The organism is Rhodococcus sp. MurmanLake-1 (genome assembly GCF_056945715.1).
Map to the genome: position 1 here is coordinate 929,589 of NZ_JBWZNF010000001.1, position 12,260 is coordinate 941,848.

12 protein-coding genes and 1 other RNA gene are annotated in these 12,260 nt (G+C 62.5%); 3 read left to right on the forward strand and 10 right to left on the reverse strand.

Annotated features, from left to right (window positions below; genetic code table 11):
- Positions 1–57: 57 nt before the first annotated feature.
- Genes crcB through AC2ETI_RS04275 form a run of 8 tightly spaced genes read right to left on the reverse strand, consistent with a single transcriptional unit; the run spans position 58 to position 6,842 of the window.
- Positions 58–402 (reverse strand): fluoride efflux transporter CrcB, encoded by a 345-nt coding sequence (crcB, locus tag AC2ETI_RS04240; RefSeq protein ID WP_483633596.1) that lies wholly within the window; start codon positions 400–402, stop codon positions 58–60.
- A complete protein-coding gene (locus AC2ETI_RS04245; protein ID WP_019747864.1) occupies positions 399–776 on the reverse strand; it encodes a fluoride efflux transporter FluC in 378 nt (125 codons plus the stop codon). Before AC2ETI_RS04245 ends, crcB begins: the two co-directional genes overlap by 4 nt.
- A 23-nt stretch (positions 777–799) precedes the next feature.
- Positions 800–1,603, reverse strand: coding sequence for a DUF1295 domain-containing protein (locus AC2ETI_RS04250; protein WP_037130102.1), 804 nt, complete (start codon positions 1,601–1,603; stop codon positions 800–802).
- Complete coding sequence (locus tag AC2ETI_RS04255; protein ID WP_317559306.1) at positions 1,600–2,916, reverse strand: class I SAM-dependent methyltransferase; 1,317 nt, start codon at positions 2,914–2,916, stop codon at positions 1,600–1,602. The genes AC2ETI_RS04250 and AC2ETI_RS04255 overlap by 4 nt, the downstream gene beginning before the upstream one ends.
- The gene (locus tag AC2ETI_RS04260; RefSeq protein WP_069145920.1) at positions 2,913–4,202 is read right to left on the reverse strand and encodes an SAM-dependent methyltransferase; all 1,290 of its coding nucleotides are present in this window, start codon (positions 4,200–4,202) and stop codon (positions 2,913–2,915) included. The genes AC2ETI_RS04255 and AC2ETI_RS04260 overlap by 4 nt, the downstream gene beginning before the upstream one ends.
- The gene (locus AC2ETI_RS04265) at positions 4,199–4,942 is read right to left on the reverse strand and encodes a DUF1365 domain-containing protein (protein WP_024487210.1); all 744 of its coding nucleotides are present in this window, start codon (positions 4,940–4,942) and stop codon (positions 4,199–4,201) included. The genes AC2ETI_RS04260 and AC2ETI_RS04265 overlap by 4 nt, the downstream gene beginning before the upstream one ends.
- The gene (locus AC2ETI_RS04270; RefSeq protein WP_019747859.1) at positions 4,933–6,213 is read right to left on the reverse strand and encodes an NAD(P)/FAD-dependent oxidoreductase; all 1,281 of its coding nucleotides are present in this window, start codon (positions 6,211–6,213) and stop codon (positions 4,933–4,935) included. Before AC2ETI_RS04270 ends, AC2ETI_RS04265 begins: the two co-directional genes overlap by 10 nt.
- Positions 6,210–6,842 (reverse strand): alpha/beta hydrolase, encoded by a 633-nt coding sequence (locus tag AC2ETI_RS04275; RefSeq protein WP_020969265.1) that lies wholly within the window; start codon positions 6,840–6,842, stop codon positions 6,210–6,212. Before AC2ETI_RS04275 ends, AC2ETI_RS04270 begins: the two co-directional genes overlap by 4 nt.
- A 53-nt stretch (positions 6,843–6,895) precedes the next feature.
- On the opposite strand from AC2ETI_RS04275, the gene AC2ETI_RS04280 reads away from it, so the two are divergent.
- The 3 genes from AC2ETI_RS04280 (at position 6,896) to AC2ETI_RS04290 (ending at position 10,185) form a co-directional block, all read left to right on the forward strand.
- Positions 6,896–7,711: a GNAT family N-acetyltransferase gene (locus tag AC2ETI_RS04280; protein WP_024487211.1), complete on the forward strand. Its 816-nt coding sequence runs from the start codon at positions 6,896–6,898 to the stop codon at positions 7,709–7,711.
- Positions 7,712–7,819: 108 nt separating this feature from the next.
- Positions 7,820–9,103 carry an HNH endonuclease signature motif containing protein gene (locus AC2ETI_RS04285; RefSeq protein ID WP_483633597.1) on the forward strand — a complete coding sequence of 428 codons (1,284 nt, stop codon included), beginning with the start codon at positions 7,820–7,822 and terminating at the stop codon, positions 9,101–9,103.
- Between the two features lie 101 nt (positions 9,104–9,204).
- Complete coding sequence (locus AC2ETI_RS04290) at positions 9,205–10,185, forward strand: alkaline phosphatase family protein (protein ID WP_046378361.1); 981 nt, start codon at positions 9,205–9,207, stop codon at positions 10,183–10,185.
- 89 nt (positions 10,186–10,274) lie between these two features.
- On the opposite strand, the gene ssrA is transcribed toward AC2ETI_RS04290, so the two are convergent.
- Positions 10,275–10,645: a transfer-messenger RNA gene (gene ssrA, locus AC2ETI_RS04295) on the reverse strand.
- Positions 10,646–10,711: 66 nt separating this feature from the next.
- Positions 10,712–12,250 (reverse strand): SDR family oxidoreductase, encoded by a 1,539-nt coding sequence (locus AC2ETI_RS04300; protein WP_259118718.1) that lies wholly within the window; start codon positions 12,248–12,250, stop codon positions 10,712–10,714.
- Between the last annotated feature and the right edge of the window lie 10 nt (positions 12,251–12,260).

Genomic DNA, 12,260 nt, shown 5'->3' on the forward strand with positions numbered 1-12,260 from the left:
GACTGTGGACAATTCTCTACCCTGGCCGCGTGGCGTGCACGCTCGACGCCGGATCGGTCAATCCGTGATCTGGATTCCCAACCACGCAGCGGACAGTCCGACGATCAAACTGACGACGATGTAGATCAGCGAGACGGCCGTCTGGCGCCTCTCGACCATCCCGACATTCTCGTTCGCAAAGGTCGAGTAGGTGGACAAGCCACCGCAGAATCCGGCCGCCAGAAGTGCGGCCATCTCGGTGGAAAGAGCTGCCCCGGTGAACAATCCAAGGAGGAAGCAGCCGATCACGTTGGCGGCGAACGTCGCAGCCGGGAATCCCTTGTACGCGGGTACATACCGCGCCAACAGGTACCGGCCACTCGCACCAGCGCCGCCGCCGAGTGCCACCAGGAGAACTGTCATGCCGACGCTCCGTCCCGCGCGCGGATCCAGCGTTCACCGAGCCCTTTGCCCAGTGCAGCGGCGAGGATCGCGGGAATCAGCGTCCCGAGTACATAGAGAATCGATCGCCACGGACTCTCCGTCACGGCGTGAACCGCGAAGGACGAGAAAGTGGTGAAGCCGCCACAGAACCCGGTGCCGAGAAAGAGGTACCCAACCTTGTTGTGGACGAGGAGGGCCGCGAGAACACCGAGAACGAACGAGCCGACGACGTTGATGACCAGCGTCGTCCAGATGTGGGGGAAGAGCTCCCCCAGCCCGTATCGACTCAGTGCCCCCAATGCTCCGCCGACGGCAACCGCTCCCACCGCACCCGGCAGCTTCAGATCACCCATGCTCTCGCCTCACCCGAAAGAGCCTACGTCCCGGATCGGGCTTTCGGCGGGCGCGGAATGAAGTAACTTGTCCGCTGCTGATACTCGCGATAACCCGGACGCTGTTCCATATGTCGCTCGAGCAACCGCGCACCGGTGGCGAAGACCAGGAAGTACGTCATGGCGATCGGCGAGAGGACAGTCAACACTCCCGGCCACACGGACGCCGAGACGAGGAAGATCCCCCACCAGACGCATGCGTCGCCGAAATAGTTGGGATGCCGCGTCCACGCCCACAAGCCTTGATCCATGATGTGGCCACGGCTACCCGGATCGGATTTGAATTCCTCCATCTGCCGGTCGCCGACCGTCTCGAACGTGACGCCGACAATCCACAGCGCGATACCGAGCACAACAAGAAGCCCGAAGCTGCCGTTCGATACTGCGGCGACCTGGATAGGCAGGGAGACGAACCACAACGAAATCCCCTGCGTGAGATAAATCTTGCGGATCGCATACAGCGTTCGATTACCCGTCGCTCGTCCGAGCATTTCTTCGTACCGCGGGTCTTCACCCTTGCCGCGGGATCTGATCGCCATGTGCGTCGCCAACCGCAGACCCCAGATCGCCACCAGCGCAAGCATCAGCAACCGGCGCCAGAGGTCGCCGGTTCCCACTATCGCGGACACGAGCGCGATCAGAACGAAGCCGGCGCCCCACGACACGTCGACAACATTGTGCCGCCCGATCCGTACACCGATGGTGGCTGTCACTGCCATTCCGACGGCGATCGCCAACAGGCTCGTGAGCGTGACCACTCCGAATGCGCCCCAGTCGAATCCGTTCATCGCCGCGACACCCACTGCGGCCGGACCGATTCCATATCCGATCGACCATCACCGTGCGGCCGGACCGACAGAATCTGATCGACGCCCATCCTGCCGTCCCGAAATGCCATTCCTCCGCCGACGAGATAGAGACGCCACACCCGAGCGACTTCGACACCCACGAGATCCACGACGCGATCCCAGTTCGATTCGAAGGTCTCGATCCACGCGTCGACGGTCCGCACGTAGTGCTCACGCAGGGCGTGCACGTCCCGGACTTCGAGTCCACCTTCCTCGATCATCGCAACAGTGCGACCGACCGGCCGCATGTACATGTCCGGCGCGATGAACGACTCGATGAACGGACCTCCCCCGGGGTGCGCACCGGTGCGTGACATCTGCTGAATCAGCACACGGCCACCGGCAATAACATTGTCGTGGAGCGCTTTCACGTATGTCGGATAGTTGTCCTCACCGACATGCTCACCCATCTCGATCGACGCGACCGCATCGAAGGGCCCGTCCGGAATCTCACGATAATCTTGGAGCCGGATCTCGACCCAGTCTTCCAAACCGAGTGCGCGGATCTTCGCGTCGACAAAAGCCTTCTGCTCCGCCGAGATCGTGATGCCGACAACCCGAGCGCCGTACTCACGCGCTGCATGCAGGCTCAGCGAGCCCCAACCACAGCCGACATCGAGGAACCGTAGGCCTCGCGCCCGATCGAGGCCGACCTTGCGGCACACCAGATCCAGCTTGTCTGTCTGTGAGTCTTCGAGCGTGTATTCCGGCGCGTCGGAAGTCCAATAGCCCGAGGAGTACGCCATGTTCTCATCGAGGATCAGTTGGTAGAAATCGTTCGACAAATCGTAGTGGTGCCCGATCGCCTCGCGGTCGCGGGCGAGACTGTGCAAGCGGCCCTTCACCTGAGCCTGCGACGACGGTGGAGCCAAAGGTCTCCCGAAAGCACCGAAGGATCGCGCAGCCTTGACCGCGGCCAGGACGAGAGACGGGGTCGGGGTAATCGACCCGAGCCCCCGCTGGGCAGAGACCTTCCACACGTGTGTGAGCGCATCACCGAGATCGCCTTCGACGTCGAGTTCACCGAGAACATATGCCTGCGCCGCTCCCAACTCGCCGGGATTCCAGAGCAAGCGTCGCAGCACATTCGGGCTGTAGAGCGTCACTTTCGGAGCATCTTCCGGACCTGCTGTGCTGCCGTCCCAAGCAGTCAATCTCACCGGAAGTTCGCCGCCGACAAGTGGACTGAGGATGTCCGAGAGACGGCCCGCAACGCCGGCACCTTGTGCCGTCCGATCCATCGTGGCGGTCATCGCTGGTTCCTCCGATCGAGAACAATTTGCTGGACGTCGAGATACCCCGAGCGAAACCCCGCCTCGGAGTAGCAGAGATAGAAATGCCACATCCGCGCGAACACTGCATCGAACCCGAGCGCGGACGCTTCGTCGGTGCGAGCACTGAAACGCTCGTCCCACAGCCGCAACGTCTGCGCGTAGTGATCGCCCATCGACATCCGCTCACGCACCCGAAGGGTTGTCATGCGTTCGGTGACGTCCTCTATCGCCCGCACCGACGGGAGAAATCCGCCGGGGAAGATGTACTTGTGCACCCAGGTGTAGGTGTTGCGGGTCGCGAGCATCCGATCGTGCGGCATCGTGATGGCTTGGATCGCCGCGCGCCCACCCGGCGCCAGCAGGGCGTCGATCGTCTGGAAGTAGCTTCCCCAGTACTGGTGGCCGACAGCCTCGATCATCTCGACCGACACGACGGCGTCGTACTCCCCCTGTACCTGCCGATAGTCGAGAAGGTCGACCTGAACGCGATCTGCCAGTCCCGCAGCGCTTATCCGCTTCGCCGCCAATTCCTGCTGTTCGACCGACAGTGTCACTGAGCGCACCGTTGCTCCGCGCTCGGCTGCTCGGATCGCCAATTCTCCCCAGCCTGTGCCGATTTCGAGTACTCGCGAACCGGGACCGACACCCGCACCGTCCAGCAGGCGATCGATCTTCCGATGCTGAGCCGCTGCGAATGCGTCCCACGACGGGGTAGCTCCTACCGACAGATCCTCGAAGAGAGCACTGGAATACGTCATGGTGTCGTCGAGGAACAGTTCGAACATCTCGTTCGAGAGGTCGTAGTGCCGGGAGATGTTCGAGCGCGTGTTCTGCGTCGAATTCCGCTCACTGCGAGGCTGCTTCGGAATGTAGAGGCCTCGTAGCCGCTGCAGGAAGTCGGGAATCAGCGTCGCCACCCGGGAGGCGAAAACTTCCAGGACCGCGGTGAGGTCGGAGGCTTCCCAATCGCCCGCCATGTACGACTCGCCGAATCCGATCAACCCACTGTCGCCCACACGAGCAGCGAAGTCGTCTGGACGGTGGATGACCATCAACGGCGAATCCGGACTACCTCCACCGGAGAACTCACCGTTGGGCATCTGAACGCGCAGCGGCAAGCGCGCGACCGCCTTGTGGAACAGAGCGCGGGCAACTGGCGACGCAACCCTCACTTTGAAACCGCTGGGCACCGTGGCAACGCCCGGCCACCGCTCGGATTCGATCGGGTGAGCGGAAGGTTCGGTGCCGAGAGTGGTCGTGGTCATTGCACTGCCTCCTGCGGGTGATGTTGCGGTCGGGGAACGATAGGTAAGCGCCTGGCCCACAGCCGGATTCCTTGAAATCTGATCTGCGCGGCGACTCGGAGCGGAGCCAGCGGGATGGAGAGCGCACTGCGGACGATCTCGCGCGTCGTCGCCGGCACACAACGACCGGACACCGTGGCTACGAATGGCGCCTTGCCGTCACGGGCCAGAACTATCGAGAGCGCGAGCGCGGTGTCGGGTAGCGGTAATCGCATCCGGTACTCGCCGTCCAGATCGTTGAATGGAGACACGTAGAACTCTTTGGACGTGCGAGCCCCGCCACGTTCGTCGGTTTCGAGCAGGTAGCAATGCCGCTCGCCGTAGGTGTTGTGAACCTCGGCAACGACGCACCGCTGACTGCCGTCGTCGTTCAGACACCAGAACACACTCAGTGGGTTGAACACATGCCCGAGAACACGTGCGTTCGCAAGCATGAGGATGCGGCCGCCGGCGAACTCCAATCCGTTAGTTGCCAGAAAAGACTCGACGTTGGCACGAATCGATCGGGTGGGGTCACCGAGGTGATCCCCGGCGTCGAACTTCGCCAAGGATCGCAGTGCCTTCGGGAGCTCGGGCAGATCGTCGACGTCGACGAGCCAGCTGTAACTTCGGTACTCGAACTCGTTGTGCAACGGCTCCGTTCGTACGTGTCGGATGCTCGTATGAACGATGGACGGCGTGATGGGTGCAGTCACGGCCACCGACCTCCGACGCGTTCGGCGGCACGCAGGCCAGACAGTGCACCGTCCTCGTGGAAGCCCCATCCGTGGTACGCACCGGCAAACGCGAGCACGTCCGAGTCCAACTCGGGAAGCCGCGCTTGAGCGGCGACGGAGGTGGGTGTGTACTGCGGATGCTCGTAGGTCATCTGATCGATCACCGAGTCCGGGGACACCATTTCGTCTCCCCCCAACGTCACCAGGTAGCGCCGACCGGTCTCCGGCAGCCGCTGCAACCTCGTCATGTCGTAGCTGACCAGAACGTGATCTGGCTTCGCGTTGCATTCAGGGATGTAGTAGTTCCACGACGCGCGCGCATTGGTGTTGCCGGGCAGCACATTTTCGTCCGTGTGAAGTTGGGTGTGGTTGACGGAGTACGGCATTGCGCCGAGGACCTGGGATTCGGCAGGCGTCGGATCCGCCAAAATCTTCAGTGCTTGCTGCGGATGCGTTGCGACCACAACTGCGTCGAAGGTCTGGATCTGGTCGTCGCCGTCACGAATGTCGACGCGATCGTCGAACCGGTGGACGGCGCGAACCGGCGTGTTCAGGCGGATATCCCCGATGCTTTTGGCGACGAGACGAACGTATTCGCCCGATCCACCGGTGACTGTTCGCCAGGTCGGCGATCCAGTGACGCTCAGCATTCCGTGGTGATCGAGGAACGAGAACAGGTACCGCGCGGGATATTTCAGCGCCGAGCCGGGATCACACGACCAGACTGCCGACACGAGCGGAGTCATGAAGTGAGCGGTGAAGTAGTCGGAGAACCGGCCGCTGCGCAGAAACACTCCCAGTGTCTGGTCGGGTGCCGACGGATCCGTGTTGTCGAGCAGAGCGCGGGCACGGCGATGGAAGCGCTTGACCTCCATTAACATCGACAGAAAGCTGCCGTTGACAAGGAGCCCCGGCGTCGGGAGAACGCCGCGCAACCCTTGGCCTCCCGAGTACTCGAGACCGCAACCCCCACACCTGACCGACATACTCATGTCGGATTCCTGCGTAGGCACATCGAGTTCTGCGAACAATCGCAGCAATGTCGGATAGGTGCGATCGTTGTGAACGATGAACCCCGTGTCGATGGCGAGGCTTCGCCCTTCCGGGTCGGTGACCGAATGGGTGTCCGCGTGCCCGCCGAGCCGTGAATCCGCTTCGTAGAGGGTGACGTCACTGTCCTTACTGAGCACCCACGCCGCTGTCAGACCTGCGACACCACTACCGACGACGGCCACCTTGCGCTTGTCGGAACTCATCGTCGTTCTCCCATCTTTGTTGCGGCTACCCCGCGACTCATTCGTGCGATTGCATCCGCGACGAGGCGATGCCAGGTCGCCGCCCGACGGAGCATGAAGTGGCCTGCGCCGCCGATGCCGATCCATTCAGCGCTCTTACCCGACTTCTGCAGTTCGTCAACTTTCCGACGAGACGCTGCCGGGTCGGTCCACGAGTCGGCCGTGCCGTGGAGCACAACCAGTGGTGTGTCCGAACGCAGATTCACCGACGTTCCATCGGGCCACCACGGCGCCAGCGCAACCACACCGACCACCGCCGGATCGCCACACAGTTCGGCGGCGACCCGTCCGCCCATCGAGTGGCCCAGCAAAATCACCCGAGCTTGTGCATTACGTTTCGTTATCGCGTCGAGTGCGGCTCGAGCGTCGGCGACCGGACTGCGCTCGGCACCGTTCCAACCACGCACCCGATAGCGAGCCTGCACCGCTCTCACACCGGAGCGGCGAAGCTGAGCGGTGAACGGGCGCATCCGAAGGTTGGACAGATGCCAGGCGCGAGCCGGGCGATGGCTCGAGACCTTTCCTCCAGGCAGCACGAGCACCACCAGGTGCTGGTCACCGTCCTGCTGTTGCCGTCGGTTGGGCGTCATGCATGGCATTCGGAGCCGAAAACCATTTGGATGGGGTTCGTAGAATTTCTTTTGTGAATCGTGAAGCACTCGTCGGTGACGTCCTCGACGCCATGGACGCCAACTTGGTTTCCCATGCCTGCCACCTGCATGAACACTTGCCGACTGCATCGGTCACGGTCACTGCGGACGTTGTCGTCGCAGACAGCGGCCTCGCCGACGACACTTTCAACATCATCGCTGGTGCTCGCTTCGCCGTACCTGCCGACGGGCCCGAAGATCGGCGACTGATCGACATCCTCGCCTCGATTCGGGCAACCGGACGTCCGTTCTCCTGGTGGACCGGACCCCGCGATAATCCCTCTGACCTCGGGGCTCGACTGTCCGCCCTCGGCTGCGTGCGCTCCGAGGAAGAACGAGCGATGACGGCGGACCTTGACGTCGTCCCTCATCCGACGCCTGTCCCAGAACTCTCCGTTCATCGGGTGACTACTCGTACCCAGCTCGCCGACTATGCCGCCGTGATGGCCGCCAACTGGTCGCCGCCCTCAGCCGCAGTAATTGGATTCTTCGAAGACACCGCTGATGCCGCCCTCGATGAGCGTTCGCGGAGTTCGTTTGTCGTGGGGTACGCGAACTCCCAGCCTGTCGCCGGAGCCGAGGTCCACTTTGCCGCCGGCGTCGCCGGACTGTATGGCGTCGTCACACTCGAAACGGCTCGCCGACGCGGATTCGGCTCGGCGGTCACCCTCGCCGCACTCGACATCGCCCGCGAGCGAGGTGCCCGAACAGTAGTACTTCAGGCGTCCAGCGACGGCGCACAGCTCTATCGAAACCTCGGCTTCAAGGATGTCGGCACCTACGCCGAGTACTCGATCGGCAGCAGTTAGACGTCCCCGCGGGGACGCTTTCACCCCGTATCCGTGAAGGTGTCGGCACCCACATCTACCATCGAACGTACATTCGAAATGATGTCGGACGCGAGCCGGGGGGCAACCATGAACGCAGCATTAACCGAGAACGCACCACTGATCGATGAAGAAACGCAGGGTTCCGCCCGAGACGACGTGGATCAGCTCAGCTCGGAAATCTGCGCCCTCGCCGGCCAGATCGCCGCGGCCACGGCTCGATTCCTTACCCTCCTGTCGAAATTCGACGAAGACCGCGGATGGACCGGTCCGGGACTTCACTCGTGCGCCCACTGGTTGTCGTGGAAGTGCGGAATGAGCCTGCACACCGGCCGTGAATACGTTCGCGTCGCCAAAGCGCTCCGACCTTTGCCCGAGATGCGGAAGGCCTTCGAGCAAGGCCGCCTGTCCTACTCGAAGGTTCGCGCCCTCACCCGGGTCACCACGCCCTCCAACGAAAAGCAGATGGTTCGGTTCGGATGTGAGGCGCCCGCAGCCCAGATCGATCGTCTCGCCGCAGGTCTGCGTAAAGCAACCGACAACGAATCCGGCAAAACCAAAGCGGTCGAACATCTTCAGGTCCGCTGGCATTGGGACCCGGATACGGGCGAATTTGTCATCAAAGGACGCCTGCCTGCGCAGGACGGCGCCCGAATCCTCGCAGCGTTAGCTGTGGCGGAACGTGAACGCACCCGAATCGCCGCCATCCGCCCCGTCGACGAGAAGGCCACAAAGAACCCGGTCGGAAATATCGGGCCAGGTCTCGTCGCGATGGCAGAGCTCGCCACCGCCGCAGTCACGGACCGCACGCCCAAGGCCGCCGCGAACGAAGTTGTGTTCTTCCACGAAGCGAACACCGTCCGAGTGCCGAGCGGACCCGCATTGCCTCAAAATGCCGCTGAGGAAGTGCTCTGCAACGCCAAGCTTCGCCTGGGAACGACCAAGGAAGGATGCGTTCTGAATCTAGGTCGGCGGACTCGCGTCGTCAGCGCTAAACAAATGTTGGCATTGAACTACCGCGACGGATGCTGCCGCACACCAGGATGCGGACGGACCCGCTTCCTGCACGCACATCACGTGAGATTCTGGGGACGTGGCGGCAATACGGACTTGGACAATCTGATCATGCTTTGCGGTACCTGCCACCGCGCGCTGCACGACGGCCAGTTCACGATCTCTGCACTCGGCGAGCAGAAGTTCGCGTTCCACTACGCCAATGGAGACGTCATCGACCCAGCACCGCCAACAGAGGGGTTCGCCGATGGCCTATTGCGCGGAGACGTACCCGATGACGCGATCGTGCCGGCATGGAGCGGAGAGCCCCTCCACCTAGATCACGCGGTCAGCGTCATCCTTGACGGCTGGGCCGCGTGAGCAAACATTGGTCTAGTCCAATCTGAATCCGTCGTGAACAATCGGACAACCCTCGCATTCAGGTAGTGCAATTGGTCTAGTCCTATCGCAATATCTTTAGCGTGACCAAGAAAATCGCACGCACCTCAGCCGCTATCACACTCCTCCTCGCCGGCGCTGTTGCTGCCGGAACTGCAACTGCTGCAGCAATTCCCGGATCGTCCGACCTCAATCCGTCGGCCGCCGAGAAGACAGTTGTCATCGGCCTTGACGGCACCATGCTCAGCCACATCAAGACCGCCGACGCTCCCCGTCTCCAGAAGCTGATCGCCGAAGGAACCAGCGGAGAATCTTCCATCCTCGGCCACACCACCATCTCCGGACCGTCGTGGTCGACCATCCTGACCGGCGTCTGGGACACCAAGCACGGTGTCAAGGACAACACGTACGCAGGCGCCCGCTTCGACCTCTACCCGAGCGTGTTCACACGGTTGGAAACAGCACAGCCCTCTCTGCTCACCGAGTCGATCTCCACCTGGGGCGGCATCGACAACATCGCATCCAGCGGCACGCCGAAAGCCGACGTTGTCGTCACCACTGCCGATGCAGGTTCCGGAGCGGCCACCGATGCTGCGACCGCTGACGCCGTCGCCCGCGACATCACCGACAAGGGACCTGACCTGATCTTCACCCAACTCGATCAGGTGGACGGCGCGGGGCACAGCGGCGGCACCAACGGCGCTGCGTACGAAGAGTCCATTGCCTCGGTCGACGCTCAGGTGGGCAAGATTGTCGATGCCGTTGATCAACGCGCAGCGAAGACCGGTGAGAAGTGGACGGTTCTGGTCACTGCGGATCACGGCCACAAGCCTGCCGGAGGGCACGGTGGCCAGACGCCGGCGGAAGCAACGACATTCGTCATTGCACGCGGTGCGGGATACGCGGCCGGCAAGACCACCGACGCGTACACGATCGCCGACATCACGCCGACCATCCTCCAAAGCCTGGGCGTTGCATTGCCTGCCGATCTGGACGGAAAGCCGCTGGCCAAGGAAGCTCCCGGCTTCGTCGGCTCGGTCGACCTGGGATTCTTCGGCTCCTGATCGCAAGAAGACCCGGGCGCTCAGCAGAGTGCCGCAGCAAGACCGCAAAAAGGTCGGGCCGGAGAGCGTGTGCTCTCCGGCCCGACCTGTTGTGGAGCTGCCGGGAATTGAACCCGGGTCCTACGTTGAATCGCTAGGGCTTCTCCGTGTGCAGTTCGCTAAGTCTCTACTTGGATCTCCCAGTCTCGCGAACAAGCCAGGATGACGATCCCAGTCACTGTTTGATGTCCCATTCGACTCCGTGACCGAGCCGAACAGTAAAGCCCTCTAGCTGATGCCAGGAACCGGGTCGAGGGCAACCCCGGGCTGACAGACACGCTTCGCTACTTAGGCAGCGAGAGCGTAGTCGCGCTGATTGGAATCGGCGCTTATAGGTTTGCAGCGACGCTTACGGTGGTCTCTTGCCTGCACCGACACGCTTCCCCTAACTCAACACACGCAGTCGAAACCGTTCAGCCCCGTGTGTGCCCCGCGTCTTTCGTGGGGCTATTCACTATAACGCGCCGAAGTTCGGAAGTCATACCAATTAATCGGCGGCACTTTCCGTGTCCTTCGCCGCAGCTGATTCCCTGATAGCTGCGGTCTCACGCTCTGCAGCACCGGTGATGTTGGTGATCATCCCCTGGAAGACAACTCCGTGGAAAGGCAGGATCGAGTACCAGTACGCCCGGCCGGCGAGCCCGCGAGGGAAGAAGACCGCACGCTGATCGAGATGCGAACCCACCGGCCGTCCATCCGCACCCGCCGGACCTTCCGACACTCGCAACTCCAACCATGCTCCGCCCGGGACCTTCATCTCGGCGCGCAATCGGAGCAACTTGCCTCGATCGATTTCTTCGACCCGCCAGAAGTCCAGGGCTTCACCGGTGTTGAGTCGACGTGGATCCCGTCTACCCCGGCGCAGTCCGACCCCGCCGACCGCGCGGTCCATCCACCCCCGGATGGCCCACGCCAAAGGGAATGAATACCAACCATTCTCGCCGCCGATCGACTCGACGACCGACCAGAGGGTTTTCGGATCCGCAGCACAGTCACGGTCGCGGTGGTCTACGTAAACTGCCTCCCCTGCCCAGTCCGGGTCGGACGGAAGAGGATCGGACGGCGCTCCCGCGATCGTCGCGCCGGACCACGCCGTCTCCACCTCACCGGTCTCGATCTTGCGAAGCGCCAAACGCACAGCTTCCCGGTACGGCGTGAGGCCCTCAGCGGGAGGCGGGATGAAGTCGTCGATGTCGTGGTTGTGCATCACCGCGTCGTTCTGCAGTGATTCGATCAGTGGCATCGCCAAGCCCCGTGGGATCGGCGTGACCAATCCCACCCAGTGACCTGCCAGACGCGGGGTGAGGACGGGCAAGACGAGGATGCGTCGGCGTACCAATCCTGCGACGTCGGCGTAGGTGTTCATCATCTCGCCGTACTGCATGACATCGGGCCCACCGATGTCGAAGGCGCGGTTGACCTCTGGCGTTGTCGCCGCGGCTGCGATCAAATAGTGGAGTACGTCACGCACCGCGATCGGCTGAATGTTGTTGTGCACCCACTTGGGTGTGGTCATCACCGGAAGCCGGTTGGTCAAGTGGCGCACCATTTCGAAGGACGCCGAACCCGATCCGATCACCACCCCAGCTTGAAATACAACTGTCGGAACCTCGGAGTCGAGGAGGATCCGACCGACTTCGAGCCGAGACTGCAAGTGAGTCGACAATTCTCGGTCGGACGGATGAAGCCCGCCCAGGTAGACGATCCGGCGCACCCCCGCATCGCGAGCAGCGGCGGCGACGTTCTCCGCGCTTCGCTTGTCGATATCCGAGAACGACCCTCCACCGCCCATGGCGTGAACGAGGTAGTAGACCACGTCGATATCGTCGAAAACACCTGAGAGGGAGGCACTGTCGGTCAGATCCCCACGCTTGATCTCCACCGAATCATGCCAGGGCACATCTCGCAGTTTCTCCGGGCTGCGCACCACCACTCGAACGCGATGGCCCTCTTCGACCAGACGAGGGGCAAGACGTCCGCCGATGTATCCGGTCGCACCCGTGATCAACACTCTCACTGCGTCCATCACCCCACGC